The 22,815-nt window shown below is 38.3% G+C and carries 22 protein-coding genes; 10 read left to right on the top strand and 12 right to left on the bottom strand.

Features of this window, described 5'->3' with window-relative positions; all coding sequences use genetic code 11:
• The first annotated feature begins 34 nt into the window (after nt 1-34).
• Nucleotides 35-817, top strand: coding sequence for a 3-hydroxybutyrate dehydrogenase (locus tag RT723_RS16920; RefSeq protein WP_315948313.1), 783 nt, complete (start codon nt 35-37; stop codon nt 815-817).
• Between the two features lie 241 nt (nt 818-1,058).
• On the top strand, nt 1,059-2,066 hold the full coding sequence (locus RT723_RS16915; RefSeq protein WP_428983715.1) for a serine hydrolase domain-containing protein: 1,008 nt from the start codon (nt 1,059-1,061) through the stop codon (nt 2,064-2,066).
• A 38-nt stretch (nt 2,067-2,104) separates the two neighbouring features.
• On the opposite strand, the gene RT723_RS16910 is transcribed toward RT723_RS16915, so the two are convergent.
• Together RT723_RS16910 and RT723_RS16905 are read right to left on the bottom strand one after the other, a co-directional pair.
• Nucleotides 2,105-3,034 carry an alpha/beta hydrolase gene (locus RT723_RS16910; protein WP_315948311.1) on the bottom strand — a complete coding sequence of 310 codons (930 nt, stop codon included), beginning with the start codon at nt 3,032-3,034 and terminating at the stop codon, nt 2,105-2,107.
• A 3-nt stretch (nt 3,035-3,037) separates the two neighbouring features.
• Nucleotides 3,038-4,243, bottom strand: coding sequence for an MFS transporter (locus tag RT723_RS16905; protein WP_315948310.1), 1,206 nt, complete (start codon nt 4,241-4,243; stop codon nt 3,038-3,040).
• 171 nt (nt 4,244-4,414) lie between these two features.
• On the opposite strand from RT723_RS16905, the gene RT723_RS16900 reads away from it, so the two are divergent.
• On the top strand, nt 4,415-7,912 hold the full coding sequence (locus RT723_RS16900) for a hybrid sensor histidine kinase/response regulator (protein WP_315948309.1): 3,498 nt from the start codon (nt 4,415-4,417) through the stop codon (nt 7,910-7,912).
• A gap of 89 nt (nt 7,913-8,001) precedes the next feature.
• Here RT723_RS16900 and RT723_RS16895 read toward each other — a convergent pair whose 3' ends face one another.
• From RT723_RS16895 to RT723_RS16885, 3 genes are all read right to left on the bottom strand, one after another.
• Entirely contained in the window at nt 8,002-8,367 is a 366-nt protein-coding gene (locus tag RT723_RS16895; protein WP_315948308.1) for a VF530 family protein, read from the bottom strand.
• Nucleotides 8,368-8,497: 130 nt separating this feature from the next.
• Nucleotides 8,498-9,523, bottom strand: a complete 1,026-nt coding sequence (locus RT723_RS16890; protein WP_315948307.1) for an ABC transporter permease — start codon at nt 9,521-9,523, stop codon at nt 8,498-8,500.
• A complete protein-coding gene (locus tag RT723_RS16885) occupies nt 9,523-10,425 on the bottom strand; it encodes an ABC transporter ATP-binding protein (RefSeq protein WP_315948306.1) in 903 nt (300 codons plus the stop codon). The genes RT723_RS16890 and RT723_RS16885 overlap by 1 nt, the downstream gene beginning before the upstream one ends.
• Nucleotides 10,426-10,631: 206 nt before the next feature.
• Here RT723_RS16885 and rsmE point away from each other — a divergent pair, with 206 nt between their 5' ends.
• From rsmE to RT723_RS16860, 5 genes are read left to right on the top strand one after another with little or no spacing between them, the layout of a single operon-like run.
• Nucleotides 10,632-11,363 (top strand): 16S rRNA (uracil(1498)-N(3))-methyltransferase, encoded by a 732-nt coding sequence (rsmE, locus tag RT723_RS16880; protein WP_315948305.1) that lies wholly within the window; start codon nt 10,632-10,634, stop codon nt 11,361-11,363.
• A gap of 21 nt (nt 11,364-11,384) precedes the next feature.
• On the top strand, nt 11,385-12,341 hold the full coding sequence (gshB, locus tag RT723_RS16875; RefSeq protein WP_315948304.1) for a glutathione synthase: 957 nt from the start codon (nt 11,385-11,387) through the stop codon (nt 12,339-12,341).
• A 44-nt stretch (nt 12,342-12,385) separates the two neighbouring features.
• Complete coding sequence (locus RT723_RS16870; RefSeq protein ID WP_216053586.1) at nt 12,386-12,952, top strand: YqgE/AlgH family protein; 567 nt, start codon at nt 12,386-12,388, stop codon at nt 12,950-12,952.
• Nucleotides 12,953-12,987: 35 nt separating this feature from the next.
• Entirely contained in the window at nt 12,988-13,407 is a 420-nt protein-coding gene (gene ruvX, locus RT723_RS16865) for a Holliday junction resolvase RuvX (RefSeq protein ID WP_315948303.1), read from the top strand.
• Between the two features lie 41 nt (nt 13,408-13,448).
• Nucleotides 13,449-14,111, top strand: a complete 663-nt coding sequence (locus tag RT723_RS16860) for an NAD(P)H-binding protein (RefSeq protein ID WP_315948302.1) — start codon at nt 13,449-13,451, stop codon at nt 14,109-14,111.
• Between the two features lie 34 nt (nt 14,112-14,145).
• Here RT723_RS16860 and RT723_RS16855 read toward each other — a convergent pair whose 3' ends face one another.
• Complete coding sequence (locus RT723_RS16855) at nt 14,146-14,544, bottom strand: hypothetical protein (RefSeq protein WP_216053481.1); 399 nt, start codon at nt 14,542-14,544, stop codon at nt 14,146-14,148.
• Between the two features lie 120 nt (nt 14,545-14,664).
• The gene (locus tag RT723_RS16850; protein WP_315948301.1) at nt 14,665-15,126 is read right to left on the bottom strand and encodes a cyclic nucleotide-binding domain-containing protein; all 462 of its coding nucleotides are present in this window, start codon (nt 15,124-15,126) and stop codon (nt 14,665-14,667) included.
• Between the two features lie 175 nt (nt 15,127-15,301).
• Here RT723_RS16850 and RT723_RS16845 point away from each other — a divergent pair, with 175 nt between their 5' ends.
• Together RT723_RS16845 and ilvN are read left to right on the top strand one after the other, a co-directional pair.
• Nucleotides 15,302-17,041, top strand: coding sequence for an acetolactate synthase 3 large subunit (locus RT723_RS16845; protein ID WP_216053479.1), 1,740 nt, complete (start codon nt 15,302-15,304; stop codon nt 17,039-17,041).
• Complete coding sequence (ilvN, locus tag RT723_RS16840) at nt 17,041-17,538, top strand: acetolactate synthase small subunit (RefSeq protein ID WP_216053478.1); 498 nt, start codon at nt 17,041-17,043, stop codon at nt 17,536-17,538. The genes RT723_RS16845 and ilvN overlap by 1 nt, the downstream gene beginning before the upstream one ends.
• 152 nt (nt 17,539-17,690) lie before the next feature.
• Here ilvN and RT723_RS16835 read toward each other — a convergent pair whose 3' ends face one another.
• From RT723_RS16835 to RT723_RS16815, 5 genes are read right to left on the bottom strand one after another with little or no spacing between them, the layout of a single operon-like run.
• A complete protein-coding gene (locus RT723_RS16835; protein ID WP_315948300.1) occupies nt 17,691-18,476 on the bottom strand; it encodes an MlaA family lipoprotein in 786 nt (261 codons plus the stop codon).
• Nucleotides 18,476-19,711, bottom strand: coding sequence for a c-type cytochrome biogenesis protein CcmI (gene ccmI, locus RT723_RS16830; RefSeq protein ID WP_315948299.1), 1,236 nt, complete (start codon nt 19,709-19,711; stop codon nt 18,476-18,478). Before ccmI ends, RT723_RS16835 begins: the two co-directional genes overlap by 1 nt.
• Nucleotides 19,711-20,235, bottom strand: a complete 525-nt coding sequence (locus tag RT723_RS16825; RefSeq protein ID WP_315948298.1) for a cytochrome c-type biogenesis protein — start codon at nt 20,233-20,235, stop codon at nt 19,711-19,713. Before RT723_RS16825 ends, ccmI begins: the two co-directional genes overlap by 1 nt.
• Nucleotides 20,232-20,810 (bottom strand): DsbE family thiol:disulfide interchange protein, encoded by a 579-nt coding sequence (locus RT723_RS16820; RefSeq protein WP_315948297.1) that lies wholly within the window; start codon nt 20,808-20,810, stop codon nt 20,232-20,234. The genes RT723_RS16825 and RT723_RS16820 overlap by 4 nt, the downstream gene beginning before the upstream one ends.
• 14 nt (nt 20,811-20,824) lie before the next feature.
• Nucleotides 20,825-22,765: a heme lyase CcmF/NrfE family subunit gene (locus RT723_RS16815; protein WP_216053473.1), complete on the bottom strand. Its 1,941-nt coding sequence runs from the start codon at nt 22,763-22,765 to the stop codon at nt 20,825-20,827.
• Nucleotides 22,766-22,815 lie beyond the last annotated feature (50 nt).

Genomic DNA, 22,815 nt, shown 5'->3' with positions numbered 1-22,815 from the left:
AACATCATAAAAAAAATGTCAAATTAGGTTCATAATGTTAAAAAATAAAAATGCACTGATCACTGGCTCCACCAGCGGCATTGGATTGGCAGCAGCTCATGTAATGGCTAAACAAGGCATAAATTTAGTGTTACATGGTTTAATGTCTGAATCAGAAGGCGAAACGTTAGCCAAACAATTTGCCGATGATTACGGGATCAACACTTTATTTGATGGTGCTAACTTAAGTGATCCAGAAGAGATCACAGCAATGATTGAAAGAGTCAGTAACCAAATGGGCGGCATCGATATTTTAGTCAACAATGCCGGTATTCAACATACTGAATCCGTAGATAAGTTTCCGGTGGATAAATGGAATGCCATTATAGCTATTAACTTGTCATCCGCATTTCACACCATTCAGCAAACGCTTCCTCATATGCAGCAAAATAACTGGGGAAGGATCATCAATATCGCCTCTGTGCATGGATTAGTCGGTTCGGTGAATAAATCCGCTTATGTAGCCGCTAAACATGGCATTGTAGGATTAACCAAAGTAGTTGCTCTTGAGAATGCTAATAACGGCATTACCGCCAACTCTATTTGTCCTGGTTGGGTAGAAACACCATTAATTAATAAACAAATAGAAGATATTGCCGCAGCTAAAAACATCGATATGGCACAAGCTAAACATGAATTGATCACCGCCAAACAACCTAAAGCACAAATGGCACAAACCAATCATATTGGTGAATTAATATTGTTTTTATGTACTGATGCAGCATCATCGATTACCGGCTCTGCCTTACCAATAGACGGCGCTTGGACGGCGCAATAATCACTAATACCAATTCTATTAATTACTTCACCTAACACACATCCCGAACTAAATTTTATCTAACTTTAGTTCGGGACAATTCAAAAATTAATTTTCTTTGTCACCTTTTGTCATTTCTTTGGCACTTATAAATCAATGAATATGAATACATGAATTACTTAATTGGTTTGTTATTATACCAATAAATAAACTGCATAAAGAGAATCATAACTTGAATAATCAATTCCGAGGTTACATCAGAATGGCATTACTTTTTGGCACCATAATCTCTCTGGCATTTGTACCTTGGCTCTTGATAAAGGCTTGGGTATTACCATTACCAAATACAGTTCAAGAGCAAGTTAATGAGGCCGTTGATTTGGGTTTTGATGGCATAATCGTTTACGTGGATACAAAAGGCAAACCATCTGAGTTTTTTGCAGCTGGTTGGTTTGACAGAGCAAACAAAATATCCGCAGACCCTCATGATTTATTTAAGATAGGCAGTATTAGTAAATTATATTCTGCCGTTGCCATTACCAAGTTAGTCAATAACGAACAATTATCTTTAACTAACACTCTTGCCGATTACTTCCCTGAACTTGCAGGAAGAATTGAAAATGCAGATAAAATCACCTTAAAAATGATGGTGCAACACAGAAGTGGCATACCTAATTACACTGACACGCCAAACTATTGGACTTACCCTGCTGAAAATTACCAAACAGCCCTTGAGCTGATACTTGATTTACCGGCTAACTTTAAACCAGATAGTGACTATGAATATTCAAATACCAACTATTTACTCATTGCCAAACTGATTGAAAAAACAACCGGCAAAGAAAGATTTCAATACATTAAAGATGAAATATTAACGCCTCTTAATTTAGTCAACACTTATGGTTCACTTAATGATGTAAATATTGATAATTTAATGGGGGGATATCATGTCGGTGTCGAGGAAGATATAAAGTCATCTAATTATGGTGGAATGATCGCAACAGCAGAAGACGTGGGTATATTTTTGCGTGCACTAAATGATGGTTCATTGTTTAAGCAAGGTGGGCAGGAAATATATAGTTCAATTTATAAGTATGAACATGGCGGTTGGATTCCTGGCTATCAAAGCCATGCCAAATATTATAAAGAGACTGATACAGTTGTCGTTCAATTTAACAATACAACAGACTCCGAACTCTACTATTGGAATTTATCGGAAATTATCTTCAACCGTATTGCTAAAATATTAAACGATAACGAACACAAATAAAAAGTTGTTTTCGACACGTTGAGCTAAAATTTAAAATTTTAGCTATTAATAAACGCACCAATTTTTTCAAATAATAATGCACATTCATCAGGCACTAAATCCTCTAAATTCATAAACGCGTGCACCATACCTTCAAACTCATAATGTTGGGAGTTAACACCCAGTTCCACTAAACGCTGATGATAAGCAATCCCTTCATCCCTTAAAGGATCGCAACTTGTAGTAATGACTAACGTTTGCGGCGCTTTGTTATCTAATGGCCCAAATACAGGTGATACCGCTTTTCTACTTTCGTCTTGATGAAAGTAGTTTTCAAAGTACCACTGCACACGAGCCTTAGTTAACAGGTAACCATCACCGTTTTCAATAAACGATGGAAAGCTAAAAGAATAATCTACACTTGGGTAAATCAGCACTTGTTTATCTATGGTTAAATCAGCCCCTTGGCTTTTACGCATCACTAAGCTAGTACAAATTGCACCACCGGCACTGTCTCCTGCAACCATAATCTGATTATTGTAAGCAACATCCGTTAATAAGGTTTGGTAGTGTCGTAGAACCAATTCTGCATCATCTAAGCCCGCTGGATATGGGTATTCTGGGGCTAAACGATATTCAACACTTATCACCACACAATTCGCTGCAAGGGCTATTTTGCGGCACATAGGATCATACATTTGAATATCACCGCACATATGACCGCCGCCATGAAAATAAAGTAATACCGGCAAACGAGCATCCGGGTCTGGACTGTAAATTCTTACTGGAATAGCTTGTGCACCAATCACTAATTCAGAACTTTGTGTAAACGCGATATCTGGTGATTTTGTTACAAACGCAGACAACTTAGCTAAGTTTGTTCTAGCAAGTTCAGGTGTTGGTATAACGCCATCTTTAATGGCTTGTTCCGCCGCTTGATTAAGCTGACCAATAAATTCTTCTAAATGAGGGGCTAAGGTTCCGCGCATAAATTATTCCTCTACCGATTGCGACTTTTTATTGGTTTCTGCCAAGAAAAAACTACCAATAAAGAATGTGCTACTGATGATACTGATCAAGATAAATGCATAGGTAAAATCGCCATTTGATAAATCAACTAACTTACCAAACACCCACAACACCACAGTTGCAAATAAGTAACTAATCGACCAAAACAAACTAAAAACTACAGTGATTTTTTGACTGGTCATTTTTGGCATTTCGTGTGGAATGGTAACCAATGCCGTGATTGGAAAGAAGATGAAGAAACCTAGCACAATGGCACATAACGTTTGGATCATTGGATTGACACTAAATGATAATCCTAAAACAGTAATAAGCTGAACTAAACCAGACCATCTAATAATAGGTATCCGTTGTTTAATTTTTTTACTGTAAATCATGCCTGCAATAGTACCAACTATACCAAAACCGATAACCCACTTACTGGCAACAATTCCGGCTTTTGGATAAAAGGTAAATAAACAAATATAAAAAGCCAGCAAACCTGAATACGTTAATGCATACACCCAATTAAAGCGGTCTTTTAAACCATCTGCATAGCTGTAATCTGCTTCTGGCGCAGTATTTTGAGGATCTGGCGATGTGGCAGTTGCAGCACTGCTCGTTGTTTCATTGTTATCCCACTTAACAAACAACCATGCTAACGCTAATAATAAACTGATGCCTGAAAACACTAATAATGAATTTTGCCAACCGCCCGTAACTATATTAATGCCTGTCATTGACCATAAAATGACAGCGGTACCTATATTAAATGCTACGGCATTTAAACCATTTATGGTTGAACGTTCTTCCGTTGGAAACCACTGCATTACTATAGGATTAAAATATACAATCATTAATGCACCGCCTAATCCCATCAAAAAGCGACTCACAAGTAATACATCATAACTGCCTGCAATGGGCGTAAGTACACCAACACACACCAAAATACAGGACATTAAAAATGCGTTTTTTATTCCCATTTTTATGGCTATCCATGCAGCTAAGAACGTGCCTATGATCTTAGCTATGGTAACCGCACCACTGATAAAACTTGCCGATGCTAGACTACTGACATGCAACTCTGCCATGATTTGATCCATGCTTGCGGTTCCACCAACCCAAGCCATGGCGAATAAAACATAGCTAAAGAAAACAATGCCCTCGACTAAGTATTTATTACTGATTTTCATATATGCTAACTTCCAATAGGGTTAATCACCGATTAGGCAGACTAACTTAGCCTTGATAAAAAATAACTACTACCTTAGTTCACTATGGCGTAATTATCGGTGTGTTAACCTCCTGTCTACGTTAGTATTATTTTAACGTTTTTTAGTCCAACCATTTTTAAGGTCTTTGTTTTGTTAATTTGGCTTTCTTTAGACACTTGGCTTATTACATTTTTATCTATTGGTTATTTGGTTTTACTATTTTTAGTAGCGTATTGGGGTCAAAAGGCTAGCAATAAAAAGTGGGCAAGCAACCCTTGGGTATATAGTTTGTCGTTAGGGGTTAGTTGTACCTCTTGGGCGTTTTACGGGATCATTGGTCAAGCGAGCAGCTCTGGTTTGTGGTTAGCACCTATCTATATTGGCACCATCGCTTGTTTTGTATTGGCATGGCCGCTGCTGTTAAAAATGTTACGTGTCACCAAACAACAAAACTTAACCTCCATTGCTGACTTTATTGCCAGCCGCTATGAACGTGCACCTATGATTGCTGGTGTGGTGTCATTAATTGCGTTACTGGGAACGATTCCTTATATATCTTTGCAGTTACGGGCAATCAGTCAGAGCTTTGATCTCGTTACTGGCAGTTATCAATCAGGCATCAGCACCACCTTTGTAGTGACAATCGTATTAGTGGTATTCAGTATCTTGTTTGGTGCTCGTAACGTGGCCATTAATAATCAAAACCAAGGGTTAGTTTTTGCTATTGCCTTTAGTTCTATCGTTAAATTATTTGCCATCACCTTGGTGGGTTTGTTTACCACTTATTATTTATTTGACGGTTTTACTGACTTACTTAACCAACAAATTCCGCAACAAGAAGCGCTTCAGTCTCAACTAGACGATACCCAAACCGCTTACTTTACCGTTTCCCAAATATTATTGGGTATGGTGACCATATTCATCACCCCACAGCTTTATCACATGATGTTTATTGAAAATAACAACGAATCAGAGCTAAAAAAAGCACGATGGTTATACCCTGTGTATTTGTTATTAATTAACTTATTTGTACTGCCTATCGCCATCGCTGGACAGGTCACGTTTCCAGGCGGCAGTGTTAATGCCGATACTTATATACTGACATTACCTTTGTATCACCAACAAGAATGGCTAAGTATTTTAGTGTATATAGGCGGCTTAGCAGCAGCCACCAGTATGGTAATTGTGGCCGCAATTGTACTTAGTACCATGTTAACCACCGACATCATCACCCCCAGTTTGGTTAAATTTAAAATATTTAACTTGGCGCAAAAAACGCAACTGTCACGTTTATTACTTACCTTTAGACGCGCAGCGATTGCATTAGTGTTATTACTGTCGTTTTTGTTTGAACGTTTTGTGTCTCAACAAAGTCATTTAGCCACTTTAGGGTTATTGGCTTTTGTTTTATTAGCGCAAGTATCCCCTGCTGTAATCGGTGCCTTGTATTGGCGTAAAGCCAGCTCTATCGCAGCATTATCTGGGTTAATTGTGGGCGGGTTATTATGGGTCTATACCTTATTTATTCCTATGGTATTTCCTGACTCAGCATTGGTTAATCATGGCATGTTTAATTTAGCTTGGTTAAAGCCCACTAGTTTATTTGGTTTTAGCTATTTGGATGATGTTACCCATGGCGTGATAGTGAGTTTGTTAGTCAATACATTGGTTTTTATTGTGGTGTCTTTGTATTCATCTCGCAGTATTGGTGAAAAACTGCAGGCCGAATTGTTTATGAAAAAACATCAAGGCCAGTTTAGTTATCAATTAACCATCCAAGACTTATTCAATTTATTGCATCGTTTTGTTAATCACGATGCCGCCACCGAACTGATTGAACGCAGTGGAGTTCACAGGAACCGAAACCAATTAGCACCGCAGTATTTAATTGACTACAGCCAAAAGCAGTTATCCAGTGTTTTAGGAAGTGCATCAACTCGCTTAGTAATGAAAGCGGCCACAAGCTCGGATGATGATGTTAATCCAATGTCTTTAGAACAGGTGGCCAACATAGTTGATGAGGCCAGTGAGCTATTTCAATTTAACCGTGAGCTATTGCAAGCTGGTGTGGAGAACATTGAACAAGGCATGAGTATTATTGACGCAGACATGCGCCTGGTGGCTTGGAACAAACGTTATATAGAGTTGTTGGGTTACCCTGCAAACTTTTTACAAGCCGGTAAACATATATCTGAGTTACTAAAATATAATGTGCAACGCGGGATCATTAATGGCAATGACGCCGATGAACTGATTAATAAACGCATTGAACATATGCGTTCTGGCAACAGTCATTATTATCAACGTAAATTACCTAACGGCGTCGTATTGGAGATAAGAGGACAAGCTATGCCCGGCGGTGGTTTTGTTAGTACCTTTACCGACATCACCAAACATATAGCCGCAGAAAAAGCGCTACAACAGGCCAATGAAACCCTTGAGATGCGCGTAATTGAACGCACAAAAGAACTTGATCATGCAATGGCAGAAGCGGAAGCGGCCAATAAAAGTAAAACTCGATTTTTAGCCGCGGCCAGTCACGACTTAATGCAACCGTTTAACGCCCTAGCCTTATTTACAGATATGTTAAAACAACAAGTCAAAGACACGCCGAGTGAGCAACTTGCCGATCATATCCAAAACTCATTAAACGTGGTTGAAGTATTATTGTCAGACTTAGTCGAAATATCAAAATTAGACAGTAGCGGCCAACAACCTGAGTTAAGCCCATTTAATATTAACGATGTGTTAGAGCCTCTCAGCCATGAAATAGCGATATTAGCTCATCAGCAACAGATAACCTTTAGTTATGTACATTCGTCTTGTTGGGTGAATACGGATAAACGTTTAATTCGACGGGTTATTCAAAACTTGTTAGCCAACGCTATTCATTACAGTCCCCTAGGTAATGAACAAACCGGCTCGACAAGTGAAGAAACAAAGGCCAAAGTACTTTTAGGGGTTCGTCACCACAATAACGCCATAAGAATAGAAGTTTGGGATAACGGTCCTGGTATCCCACTTGAAAAGCAAACCTTGATATTCCAAGAGTTTGAACGCTTAGAAAGCAACAGAGATAAACCTGGATTAGGGTTAGGGTTAGCAATTTCTGATCGTATAGTGAAGTTACTTAATTTATCTATGGGCATTAAATCTACTCTCAACAAAGGCTCGGTGTTTTATGTGGATATTCCAAGAGTAGTTAAAAAACAAAACCACGAGCATGACTTAAAACTCGCTGCACAAAACAACCAAAACTCAGATTTAAGTGGGTTATCGGTACTATTAATTGATAATGATGAATTAATGTTAACGGCTCTCACCAAACAGCTACAAGGCTGGGGGTGTGAGGTCACGGCGGTTTCTGGACAGCAAGGTTGGCAACAGCATAAAGTGGCGCACAACAACACGGCCCCCTTTACACCTCAATTAGTGATTGCCGATTATCATTTGGATAATGGCGACAATGGTGTGGACTTAGTACTTGAATTGTTTAAGGACAACCTATGGTCAGCCCCATGTATTGTTTGCTCTGCGGATCCATCAGAGCAGTTAAGACAACATTGCAGTGATGCTCAGTTTAGTTTTATTAGAAAACCAGTGAAAGCATTGGCGTTAAAACACTTGATCAAACAAGTATTGTCTTAATGCTTTGAGTCTATTGATAAGCGATTGTTTGAGAAGTGGTTATAACATTTTTTTGAAAGCGACATAAAAGCTAAGTTGTTGTACTCAACTTAGCTTTTATTGTCATTTGATAATGCGTTTAAGCTTTGGGCCCACGGGTTTATGCTTTCAGGTTGGCTCTGAGATCCGTCTTCAGAATGGCTTTGAGATCCGTCTTCAGAATGGCTTTGAGAATCGTTCTCGGTCTGGCTGTCTGTTTGTTCTGCTAACATGGACAGGTAAATCGCTTCAACTTTATCTCTAGCCCACTGAGTTTTTCGTAAAAACTTTAAACTCGACTTAATACTAGGGTCGAACATAAAACAACGTACTTCCACTTGTTCAGCTAAATACTCCCAGCCATACACGTCAACGAGTTCTGTTAACAAGTTTTGTAGCGTGATGCCATGTAATGGGTTATTAATTTGTTTACTCAATGCTCGCTCCGATAACCGTTGGTTTATCAGCCCAAATAACTGGGGCTGATAAAGAAGGCATATGGTACTTGATTTTCACAATTAATTTTAACTTTTATAGCCAAATACTTAATTTATAGGTGAGGCTTTATTAACGGCCATCACCATCCCAGCGGAACATTAACGTGCCTAAACCTAAAAATACGCCCGTCATGACCAACATAACTAAGATATGTTCACGTAAGTCGTACAGGTTTGCTCCTTCCGTCATAATAGAACGTGCCCCTTCGACTAAATGCGTGAGCGGTAACCAGTAGGCCATTTGTTGAATAAGTTCTGGGCTGCCCTCTAACGAGAACCATACTCCAGAAAATATCATCATAGGCCAAGACGCCATATTTAATAAGCCACCTGTTAACTCTTCACTTTGACTTCTGGCAGCGATAATCAAACCTAACGATATAAGCGACATCGCCCCCAATATGGCAATAATAAATAAATCAAAATAACTGCCTAACATGTAAAAATCGAAGATCAGATCACAACCAATAAAGATCACCGACGACAAACACATAACGATGAATAAGCGGGAAACGATTTGCGCCGTTAAAAATTCAAACGCGCTTACTGGCGTTGCATTTAAGCGTTTTAATACCATTGATTTACGGTATCGAACAATAACGTAACCCACTCCAAATAAACAACTGAACATCATATTCATGCCCAAAATACCCGGTAATACCCAATCTATATAACGTATTTGTTTACCGGTAACGGTTTGTTTTACCCATTCTTTTTTAGCAATGTCATTTTGTTCTGACAACAATAAACGTTCGGCCATATAACCATTAGGTGACGTATCGTTGATCCAATAAAGACCCAAACGATAATCCACTAACAAGTCCAACTTATGTTGTCTTATCTTACCTAACGCCAGCTCTGTATCTTGATAATCAACAAATTCGATGTATTTAGTTTGTAAAAATGTTGCCTCTTTATCAGGTGTATTTAACACGCCAACTTTATACATGTCTTTGCCATCGCCACTAAATACGATGGCAAAACCAACTAATAATAAAACGGGGAAAACGATGCTCCAACCTAAGGATGCACGGTCACGAAAAAACTCTAAATTTCTGGCTTTTAAGATGGCATAAAAACGTTTAAAAAATAACATTATGCTTGTTCCTTTTGTTCGCTTTCAGACAACTGATGCCCTGTTAACTTAATAAACAAATCGTCCAAATTAGCCGATTTCACTTGTAATCCCTCTAACGAGATCTTTTTAGCTAATAAATCTGAAATCACTTTCTCTACGTCTTCCGCATCGATATCAACATGATTCTCACCAAATAAACGACCGTATTGTTCTGGATTGTCATCTTTTAAGTTCTCAATTGGCAGTCGAATAATGGCACCGGAAAAGTGGCTAGATAACAGACCTTGAGGTGAGTCATGCGCTATAATTTTGCCTTTATCCATGATGACGATGTCATCACACAAATATTCCGCTTCATCCATATAATGCGTGGTTAACACGACTGTTTTACCTTGCTGTTTTACTTTATTGATCAAATCCCAAAAGTTACGTCTGGCATGTGGGTCAAGTCCGGTTGTCGGTTCATCAAGGAATAGTATCTTAGGATCATTAATAAGAGCTAAAGCCAGTAATAATCTTTGTTTTTGACCACCAGAGAGCTTTTTGTGATCTCGGTCGGCTATTTCATGCAAATCACAAAGGTCCATCAAGGTTTGTTTTTCAGTCACTCTCGGATAAAAGGCAGAAAACATGTCGATGGTTTCTTCCACCGTTAAATAATCTTGTAAAGCCGTGTGCTGAAATTGAATGCCTATTTCTCGTAACGTTTTTTTATTAATTAACTCACCAAAAAAGTGAATCTCACCAGAACTAGCTTTAACTAACCCTTCCATCATTTCTATGGTCGTGGTTTTGCCTGCTCCGTTTGGCCCTAATAAGCCAAAACAAGTACTTTGTTTTACTGAAAACGAAATACCATCTACAGCCGTTAATTCTTTGTATTGTTTTGTTAATTTTTCTACGTTTATAACAACTGACATCTCAGCTCCGACTTATAACCTGTTGGTTAAACTCTATTTATTAACAAAGACAATAACGCCAAGATTAATTGAACTCAACTAATACCTAAAGAATGACTCTGATCAAACAAAAATTCAAAAAACATTAGCTTAGTTAAAGTTGTGATATAAAGATTTTCAATAGCTTGATATGATCAGGTTAACGTCTAAACACTTGAAAATTTTGTATGCGAACTTCTCGAATTTATCACTCAAGCGCCCTCTCTGTTAACACCAGAGTTAATTTAGAACCCGAAGCGGCTAATCATGTTGGTCGTGTATTACGCATGCAAATGGGCCAATCGATCGTCTTGTTTAATGGTGATGGCAATGATTATGATGCTGAAATTACAGAAGTGACCAAAAAAAATGTGGTGGTAAATGTTTTATCACAACATCCGGTCACTAATGAATCCCCACTAAAAGTACATTTAGCCCAAGGTATTTCCCGTGGCGATAAAATGGATTTTACTATACAAAAGTCGGTTGAATTAGGGATTACGGATATCACACCTATATTCACTGAACGTTGTGGAGTAAAGCTATCCGGCGAGCGTTTAGATAAAAAACATGGTCAGTGGCAAAAAATTGCGATTGCAGCTTGCGAACAAAGTGGCCGAGCCACTATTCCAACCATTCACAAACCAATACAGATAACTGAGTTTTTAACGCAACAATCTGATCAGTTAAAGTTGAATTTACACCCAAGAGCCTCCACTACTGTAAAAGGTCTGGTTGTTCCTGATTCTGGCGTTCGATTTATTATTGGCCCAGAAGGTGGATTAAATGACCACGAAATAGAACAGGCTGTGTCAGCGGGTTATCAAGAGATATTATTAGGCCCACGAATTTTACGAACAGAAACCGCCGCATTAACGCTATTATCTGCGTTGCAATTACAATTTGGCGACTTAGCATAACTCTAATTATTAGGAAAAATAATGACTATTAAACTTGGTATTGTAATGGATCCGATTACGGACATTAATATTAAAAAAGACTCCAGTTTTGCTATGTTACTTGAAGCCCAAGGCCGTGGTTACGAACTGTACTACCTAGAAATGGCAGACTTATTTTTATTAAATGGCCGTGCATTTGGTAATGCTAAACCGTTGAGCGTTAAAAATGATGCCGATGATTATTACAATCTAGGTGATGTGCAAACCATGCCATTGTCAGACTTAAACGTCATATTAATGCGTAAAGATCCACCATTTGATACTGAGTTTGTTTATTCAACTTACATGTTAGAACGTGCAGAAGATGAAGGCAGCTTAATCGTTAATAAACCACAAAGCTTACGTGATGCTAACGAAAAGCTATTTACTAGCTGGTTCTCAGAACATATTCCGCCAACATTGGTTACTCGCTCTGATAAACAAATTAGAGAGTTTTACGCTGAGCATAAAGACATTATTTTAAAACCGCTTGATGGCATGGGTGGTTCATCCATATTCCGCGTTAAACCACAGGATCCTAATTTAGGCGTTATAATTGAAACCTTAACCAATCACGGCACTTGTTACGCCATGATCCAAGCCTTTATTCCGGATATTTCAAATGGTGATAAACGTATTTTAATCGTTGATGGTGAGCCTATGCCATATTGCCTAGCTCGTATTCCAGCCAAAGGTGAAACTCGCGGTAATTTAGCCGCTGGTGGTCGTGGAGAAGCTAGACCTCTGAGCGAGTCAGATTGGCGCATTGCTCGAGCTATTGGACCAAAACTTAAAGAGAAAGGTCTTATCTTTGTTGGATTAGATGTCATTGGCGAAGGTGTCACTGAAATCAATGTAACAAGCCCTACATGTATTAAAGAAATTGAAGCAGCTTATGACATTAGCATTACTGGCCACTTATTTGATGCCATTGAGCGTCGTTTAGAGCTAAAAAAATAGAGTCTGCTAACTAAGGAGCGAATATGCCGAATCAACATTCATCGATGACCAGTTTAGCCAATCAATTTTTAATTGCGATGCCTGCTCTGGATGACTCATATTTTGGACGCACGGTTATTTATGTTTGCGAGCATGATGATGAAGGTGCTATGGGGTTAGTGATTAATAAAAGCACTGATATTGCCATCAACAAAGTGTTGTTAGAGATGCATATTGAAGATGATGATTCAGAAGCCAACATTGAATTAAACAGTAACCATGTGATGTCTGGAGGCCCAGTTCAAACTGACCGCGGTTTTATTTTGCATAACGGTGATAAAAAATGGTCTTCTAGTTTGCAGTTACAAGACCAAATTAATGTAACGACATCCAAAGATATTCTGCCTAACTTAGCAACAGATGCAGGCCCAGAAAAGTACATCATGACTTTAGGTTATGCTGGCTGGACTGCGGGGCAGTTAGAGCAAGAATTAGCTGACAATACTTGGTTAACCATTGATGCTGATCCAAACTTAATTTTTGATGTTCCGGTGGAAGAACGCTGGGAAAAAGCAGTGCAAAAGCTTGGTATTAATGTAGAACAGTTAACGGCCTTTTCAGGTCACGCATAATTGAACATGCTTATATATTAAATGGATACAATGTAATGGATGTTAAAACCGTCATCGGTGTGGATTTTGGCACAGGTTCAATCGGCTTTGCTATTGGCCAAATGTTAACGGGCACTGCATCTCCACTAAAAGCCTTCAAAGCAAAAGATGGTGTTCCCAATTGGGATGAGGTCGGAAAGTTGTTAACGGAATGGCAACCGGATTTAGTTGTCGTGGGTTTACCATTGAACATGGATGGAACCGATCAAGATATTACCGTCCGAGCAAGAAAGTTTGCCAACCGTTTACATGGCCGCTTTGGCGTGCAAGTGACAACTCATGATGAACGTTTAACGACTGTAGATGCAAAAGCCACCTTGTTTGAACGAGGTGGCTTCAAAAATTTAAAGAAAGGGAATATTGACGCACAATCTGCTGTGGTTATATTAGAAAGCTGGTTTGAAAGCCAGTATTAAGGTTTAGTCGAAAGCTTAACGACTACGGAAATAATTTTATTATGGAAAATAAAACAGCATTAATAATCGGCGCAACTGGGCTGGTAGGAAAACAATTAACCAGACAGTTATTACTTGATGATAATTACCAAGTTGTACATATTTTTGTCCGCCGCTTAATGTCACTTCCTATTGACGCTGACCCAAACAACAAACTCATTCAACATGTGGTTAATTTCAACAATGTGGTTAATTGGCATGAGAAGTTAGCTGGTGATGAATTATTTTGCTGTATTGGTACCACGTTAAAACAAGCTGGCAGTAAATTAAATCAAATAAAAGTCGACTTAGATTTACCAAGTGAAATAGCCACCTATGCCCTGAATAACGGTGTAAATAAAGTAATACTTGTATCCTCGACAGGTGCAAAACAAGATTCACCTTCATTTTATCTGCAGCTCAAAGGACAATTAGAGCAAAATTTAATTTCCATGAATTGGCATAAAGTGATCATTGTGAGACCTTCGTTTTTAGCCGGAAAAAGAGATCAACTTAGGGTCGGTGAAAAAATTGCAATTTGGTTATTTATTGGTTTGAAGTATCTTCCTTTCATTAGAAGATATCGCCCTATCACAGGTAAAAAATTGGCTAAAAAAATGCGTTTTTTAGCTAATTCTGATTTGCCTGATAAAGTGACAATAAAAGAGCTGGAGCAGTTATTTTAATAAGAAGCCTCTATTACTATAGAGGCAGAAAGGGTTATTCAGATTGATTAGCTAAAGACTCTAGCTCAGACAATTTAGCCGAATCAATTTTAAGTTGGTGCTCCAAATGCTTTTCTCTGGCAATAAATAACACTAACGTATGAATACACTTGCCTTCCCTATCAATCGCTTGTTTTGCTTCCGCCCCTAGATCATTTAACATCATAGCAGCGCCATATAAGCAAGTTTCACTTAAATGCGGTCGATAGGCTTTTAATTCTGAAATAGTCGTAGTGACTTCTGCCGGTGCCATAGTCATTTCTATAGACATAGCTCGAGAGCCACCTCCACCGCTAGAGCCAAATAAAGAACCTGACTCTATATTTTGTAATCCAACGACAAGCGCGACAAAAATGACACATACAACTATTAAATATAAAATCTTTTCTTTCATTACAACTTCATTCTCGACAAAAAACGGCCGAACTATACAGCGTTTCTGTCTCCATTCCTAGTTTTGGGCTAGTATATATCCCTGGTTAATAACCGACGTAAAGTCCATGTATGTTATGTGTTATAAAATGAAGCGTTCTAATTTAGAATTTAGTTCTGATACCCGATTAACTAAACCCGCAATCAATTTATCTTTTATTTTATCTCGTACATTTACAGGCATCATTTTTAACGTTTTGTGATCTAGCAACATCACGACCACATCTTCGCTAGCTACTATGGATGCGGTTCTTTTCTCATTTAATATAAATGCCACTTCACCAAAAACTTGTCCTGGTTCTATTTCTGCCACTTTATTACCGTTGGCGGTTTTTACATCTAAAATACCTGCCATTAACATAAAAAATTCATCGCCGTGTTCACCGTACTCTATTAAATATTCACCTTGTCGATAACTTCGGACCTTAATCAAATGTTTTTCAACTAAGTGTTTTTTATCGATAGGCTCCAAGGCACGAAAAAAATCTAACCGATTCATTAGTTCCGATAATTTTAATGGGCTTAAATGTTTAATTTCAATCATTAAGATTAGCTTTAGGTATTTATGCAATTTGAGTGAATGTTTAGTAAATCATATTTTATTACTTTAGACCTAAATTTATTTAAAGAAATGCTTAATTAGGGGTGTATTTTCCAATTGAATTAGAGTAAAAACGTAACTAGCTACGATCAACAGAATAATAAGAGAGTATTGAAGTATGGAGAAAGAAGAAACGCCAATGTTATCTGGCGCCCAAATGGTGGTTAAGTCATTGGAAGAACTTGGCGTTAAGTATTTATTTGGCTATCCCGGTGGTGCCGTTTTAGATATTTATGATGCCTTGTTTGAACACCAAGCTATTGAGCACATTCTTGTTCGTCACGAACAAGCTGCAGTGCATGCTGCAGATGGTTATGCAAGAGCAACCGGTGATGTCGGCTCTGTACTCGTTACTTCTGGTCCGGGTGCAACCAATACCATTACAGGTATTGCTACTGCATACATGGATTCAATCCCTCTTGTTGTTTTATCAGGTCAAGTACCTACTACCGTTATTGGTGAAGATGCTTTCCAAGAAACCGATATGGTAGGTTGTTCACGTCCTATCGTTAAACATAGTTTTTTGGTTAAACGAGCAGAAGACATTCCAGAAGCTATTGCTAAAGCTTATTATATTGCGCGTACAGGTCGTCCAGGTCCTGTTGTGGTGGATTTACCAAAAGATATAGTTAATCCTTTAATTAAAGCGCCATATAACTTACCTAAAGATATTAACATCCGCTCGTATAAACCGTCTTCTAAAGGTCATCCACGCCAAATTAAAAAAGCGGTTGAATTATTATGTAATGCTAAACGCCCTGTTCTTTATACTGGTGGCGGCATTATTTCTGCGGACGCATCTACTGAACTAACGTCATTAGCAGAAAAATTAAATATCCCAGTGACCAATACTCTGATGGGACTTGGCGGCATATCTGGTGTACATCCTCAGTTTGTAGGAATGTTAGGTATGCACGGTACTTACGAAGCGAATAAAGTGATGCACAACGCCGATCTTATTTTTGCAGTTGGTGCCCGCTTTGATGACCGTGTTACAAACAACGTCAAAAAATTCTGTCCAAACGCCACTATCGTACATGTTGACGTTGATCCAACTTCTATCTCCAAAACCATTCAAGCACATGTACCTGTTGTTGGTGGCGCCAAACGTGTTCTACAACAAGTTTTAGACTTAATAGAACGTGCGGATATAGATAACGACAAAGATGAAATGGCCAAATGGTGGAGCCAGATTGATCAATGGCGTGAAGTTGATAGCTTAGGTTATAAAAAATCGCCTGAACAAATCATGCCGCAACAAGTTATTGAGTGTTTATACGAAGTAACTAATGGTGATGCATATGTGACCTCAGACGTTGGTCAGCACCAGATGTTCGCGGCCATGTATTATCCATTTAAAAAACCAAGACAGTGGATTAATTCCGGCGGTCTAGGAACAATGGGCTTTGGTTTACCAGCGGCTATGGGGGTTAAATTAGCTTTCCCTGACAGTTATGTTGCTTGTGTAACGGGTGATGGCTCCATTCAAATGAATATTCAAGAATTAGCAACCTGTTTGCAATATGGCATTCCGGTTAAGATCATTAATATCAACAACAGTTCGTTAGGTATGGTAAAACAATGGCAGTCTATGTTCTACGACGGACGTCACTCTCATTCTTATATGGACTCATTACCTGATTTTGTGAAACTTGCTGAAGCTTATGGGCATGTAGGCATGCGCGTATCTGATCCAGCTGAGCTAAAAGATGTAATGGAAAAAGCATTCGCGATGAAAGACAAATTAGTATTCTTAGACATCAATGTTGACCCTACTGCCCATGTATATCCTATGCAAATTAAAGGCGGTAAAATTGACGATATGGTATTGGCAACTAAAGATGGGGAGAACAAATAATGCGTCGTATTTTATCTATCCTATTAGAAAATGAACCTGGTGCCTTATCGAGAATTGTAGGCTTGTTTTCGCAACGTGGTTATAACATTGAAAGTTTAACGGTTGCTAAAACTGATGATGAAACCTTATCTCGTATCACCATTAGCACCCGTGGTGATGAACGCGTACTTGAGCAAATTACCAAACAAGTAAATAAACTTGTGGACGTATTAAAAGTACGTGAATTGACTGAACGCCCTAATGTAGAACGCGAAATTGTTCTGGTAAAAATGTTAGCTGAAAATAATGAACAACGTGAAGAGATAAAACGTTGTTCTGACATTTTCCGCGGTCAGATTATCGACGTAACAGCCAAGATTTACACAGTACAGTTACTGGGAACCTCAGAAAAGGTTGAAGCCTTTATTGATGTGATGCGTGAAAACGGCAATATCATTGAAACCGTTCGTTCTGGTGTGGTTGGTATCGGGCGTGGTGATAAGGCGTTAAAGCCTTAAAGCTGTAAGCTGTAAGCTGTAAAGTAATAAAAGCCTTATGACTCTATAGCCTTATAGCCCTAAAGCCCAAAGCCCAAAGCCCAAAACAAAAAAAGCCATTTAATTTATAAATGGCTTTTTTATTACTTTCTTTTTAACAATTTGGACTGGTATTAATCTATTTCATCTAAAAACGCTTCATCAAACTCTTCTTCTTTTTTCAGCGGTGGATTACCGTCATGGATCTTAAAGTTCTGACTTTGGAAATATACTTCTTTAACAAAGATATAACTGTCGGTTGAGCTGTTTATCATTCTTTCTTGTTGCAACAAATCGGCACGAGTATAAATCGCTTTCACCCCTAGTTTAAGTATCGACTCTGGCCAAGTTAATAAATACAAAGGAAAGATCATGCCATCAACGAAGTCACCAGAAAAGTCACGAGCCGTTGTAGGACCATACACAGGGATCATTGCGTAAGGACCGTTACCAACCCCAGCAACCGCCATCGTTTGCCCAAAGTCTTCTTTGTGCTGTTCTAAACCTATGTATTTTGCAACGTCAAATATACCAAGTATGCCAATGGTGGAGTTAATAACAAAACGTCCTGCTGCCGTACCTGATTTTTTCACTTTACCTTGTAATAGGCTGTTTAACGCATAACCAGGTTCTTCTAAGTTAGTGACAAAGTTTCTTACCCCTGTTTGCGCTGGTTGTGGTAAATATTCTGAATAACCTACCGCTAATGGTCTTAATAAGTATTTATCTAATATATTCCAGTTAAAGTCCCATAATTCTCTGTTCACCGTTTCGAATGGGTCTCTTGGGTCCGAGAAGTCTTGCACCATCGCCGTATCATTGGTGGCGGCTTGTTGTTTTTGCTGTTCCGAGTTAGTTGTACAGCCACTCGTCACTAATATTAATAACACTAACAAAGTAGCCCGATTAAAAAACTGCATTATTTATATTCCTTATTAATGATAACGGTATTGATGGTTTCAGATTCTGAGGTACTGATGTTTAATAAACTGCCCTGCCAGTCACCTTGTTCAAAAGGTGCATTTTCATCAACTGATAAGCGAGCAAAAACATTTACTTGCGCATAATCCGATAACTTCTGGCCCTCTATCATCATGTCGTTATCTGAAAGAGTCACGTTCATTGGCATAGTAGTGACTGGTAGTTTTTTCACTGCTATTGGCATCGGCATTTGATCCGTTTTAGCAAATATAAATACATGGCTAAATTGCTCTAGTTGACTGTTCAGCTCAGGCATAACAGAAACGGAGACTTGAATCGAACGTATATTTTTAGGTGTGAGCTGTTGTTCAATAAATTCCAATCTATCTTTTATAGGCTCGATACGTAGGTCTTGTTTATCTAAAATTTGTAACGCAAATTCAAAACCTTGTTTGGCAATATCAAAACGTTCTAGCATAAAGTTACCTTCACCAAATAAGATAACCGCTAATTCATTATCGGGCTGAAACACCATGGCTTCTTGTAATAATGTTAACGATCGTTTGATCTCAAACTCTTCCCCTTTCATTTGTAAAGCTTGAGCAAAACTGATGGTATTGGATACATTACTACGTTGTAAGTTATATGACTTTTCAAACGAGGATAAAGCACCATCAACATCTTGTAACGACATTAAGACTCTACCTAGTATCATCCAACCAATATAATCTTCACTGGTGGATGCTGAGAGTTTGGTGCGTAATCCTAAAGCAAACTCCTGCAATTCAGTTGGTGATACTTCTGAGTCTAAGTTCTCAATAACCTTTGTACTTAACTCAGGCATTTTTAACAATGTCTGCTGCCAATCATCAACTTGCTGATAAAGTCCTTTATAAGCATAAAACCCAATAACCACAACAACTAAACCAATGGTCGCGGTGAATAAATAAGGTTTAATTACTTTATTTTCACGCACGTCTGTTGTTGCATTCGCTTGGGTTGTTAATTCATCTTTTGCTGTTAACTTTAATTCCGTTAATGCATCTTTGTATTCTTGTTCTGTGTATTTACCTAGGCCATATTCTTTTGCTAACTCTTGTTCACGAGCATGAAACCAATCTGACGTTTGCCCTGACTTAGACACTTTATTTTGGTAAGTAAACATAGGAACTAATACAAAAATACAGGCAACTAACAGCATAAATATGGCTGCTAACCAAAATGAAGTCATCATTATTTAATGTCCTTTACATTAGCTTCTATCGTCGCATTGTTAGATGCAGAAGTATCAATTTTGTTGTTTGAATGGCTGACTAATAATTGAGCTAATTCATCGTCTAAATCAGACAAGTTAGTTGGCTCATCAACCTGTTGTTTAGACTTACTGCGCTTAACTTGAACAAAACCAGCAAATAAAATAAACCCGATAGGTAAAAGCCATAACATACTTGTCGCTGCGTTAAATGGCGGCTGATAATGAGCAAACTGGCCATATCGATTAATCATATAATCAATAACCTGTTGTTTGTTTTGTCCTTCATCTAACAGCTGTTTTGTTTTTACACGCATATCTTTGGCTACGACTGCATTTGAATCCGCGATATTTTGATTCTGACATTTAGGGCAACGTAATTCTGCAGTTAACTCTAAATACAACTGTTTTTGTTGTTCCGACTTAAAGCTTATTTGATCTTCTGTCGTCGCTTGAGCAATATTGCTTAGTAGCAATAACCCTATGGTAATAACAAATTTATTCATTGGCTGATCTCATTCCAAACAGGGGCTAACTTTTCACGCCAAATTCGTTCATTAACATCACCCATGTGATGCATCCTAACGATGCCATTGGCATCAATCAAAAATGACTCTGGCGCACCAGTTACCCCTAAATCAAGGGATAAACTGCGATCTAAATCCAAAATATTATATTGATAAGGGTTACCCAATCGGGCCAACATTTCTTTCACTTCAACTCGAATGGTTGGAATATCCGCATACTCACCAAACTCTGGAGCGTGATTTTGGTCGTAATACAGACCTACTATTTTAACATCGTACTCATTAGCCAACTTAGTCAAAAACGGTAGCTCGTATTTACAGGTTAAACACCAGGTTCCCCAAACATTCACTAATACAGGCTCAGTTAATAATGTTTCTGGAGTATGAATTTTGTTATTGGAATTTAAATCCGGTAACTCAAACTGTGGAAATGATTTGCCAATTAATGCAGAGTCACGTTCATTGGGATCACTAAACAAACCTTTTAATAAAAACCCAAGTAAAAGTACAAATACTACTAAGGGTAAAAATCTAAAATTTATCTTTTTAGTCATAATCTTATTTACTCTTATTGTGCAGTTACTTTTGCAACGTTTTTATTTCTATAACGGCGATCAAATAACGTTAGACCACCGGCAAATGCGACTATGATGCCACCTAACCAAATCCAGCGAACATATGGTTTTACGTATAATCGTAATGCCCAAGCACCATCAGGTAGTCGTTCTCCTAAAGAAATATAAATATCACGGAAGAAACCATCATCAATGGCGGCTTCGGTCATGGTATTACGTTGAACTGGATAAAAACGTTTTTCTGCCAACATGGTAGCAACTGGCTTATCTTGTTTGGTTACTGAAATTACCGCTGCCCAACCATCGTAATTAGGACCTTCAATATTTTTAATTTTATCAAAGGTAAATTGATACCCACGAAGTTCAGCTGAATCGCCAGTATTCATTTTTACATCACGCTCTACAGAATACTGCGAGGTTAAAGCGACGCCGGCAATAACAAACGCTAAACCTATATGGCCTAAACTCATAGAGTAATGACTTAATGGCAGTTTAAATAAAGATACTTTCTTTGACGTTTGTTTTAGTTCTAACAAGGTAAACAATACAACCCAAACAGCTAAACATGTCCCCAGCGCAGCCAGCAAATTAATGTCATTAAATTCAACTTTTAACCACAATAATGTCAGCACGACACTGCTGATAATGACTACTACAGGCTTAGTAACAAAGTTATTCAGTTTATCTTGTTTCCAACGCACCAAAGGCGCGATACCAAGCAATAAGGCAAAAGGGACGATTAAGTAGGTAAACATTTGATTAAAAAATGGTTCGCCAATGGAGATAGTACCTAAACCAATTTCTTTATGTACCAAAGGTAATAATGTACCCATCAATACCACCATAGTCGCGGCAATTAACAATACGTTGTTACCCCACAACATGGACTCTCTTGAGAAAATTGAGAACTTACCAAAGCTTTTAATATTGCCAGCTCTTAAACTGTAAAGTAATAAACTACCGCCAATCACTAAGGCTAATAGTATTAAAATAAAGATCCCTCGTTCCGGATCGCTAGCAAAAGCATGAACTGAAACGATAACGCCTGAACGGACTAAAAACGTGCCTAACAAACTTAAGGAGAATGCCGCTATCGCTAAAAACACGGTCCAGCTTTTAAAGGCATTCCGTTTTTCGGATACCGCTAATGAATGTAATAAAGCGGTAGCCACTAACCATGGCATGAAGGATGCGTTTTCAACCGGATCCCAAAACCACCAGCCGCCCCAGCCAAGCTCAGAATAAGCCCACCAAGAGCCAACTGTGATACCTAATGTTAAAAATGCCCAGGCAGCTGCAGTCCAAGGACGTGACCATTTAGCCCACGTTGAATCTAAGTTGCCACTTAATAAAGCAGCAATAGCAAATGCAAAACTAACGGATAAACCAACATATCCCATGTATAACAAAGGTGGGTGAATGATCATGCCAATATCTTGTAATAACGGATTTAAATCCCGCCCATCAACAGGGAAGTAAGGCAATGTACGTTCAAAAGGATTAGACGAGATAATGATATACGCGTAAAAACCAACACATACCCAGCCTAATACCGTTAATATTCGAGTTCGCATATCAACTGGTAAGCCTTTAGACATAATAGCCACCGCGAATAACCAACCTGATTGCATTAACAACCAAAGCAAAAATGAGCCTTCGTGACTACCAAAACTGGCCGCAAATTTATATTGGTTTGGCAATGCAGAATTTGAGTTTTGTGCCACATTCACAACCGTGAAATCATCAGTTAAAAATGCATAAACCAAACAAGAGAATGAAAATAAGGTAAATACAAATAACCCTATGGAAAGATTTGGCGCCATTGCCATAAGTCTTGCATTGTTTTGTCTTACACCAATTGCTGGGAATATCGACAATAAAATGCTTAATGCAAATGCGATATATAAAGCAAAATTACCGAGTTCTGGGATCATAGTAGTTTCTTGTTAATTAATTAATTAAATCTATAGGGTTTAAAACGAGA

Origin of the sequence: Psychrosphaera aquimarina (genome assembly GCF_032461525.1) — a bacterium.
Taxonomy (GTDB): Bacteria; Pseudomonadota; Gammaproteobacteria; order Enterobacterales; family Alteromonadaceae; genus Psychrosphaera; species Psychrosphaera aquimarina.
Note: the sequence above shows the minus strand (reverse complement) of the source record. Positions and strands in the feature narration are given on the sequence as shown.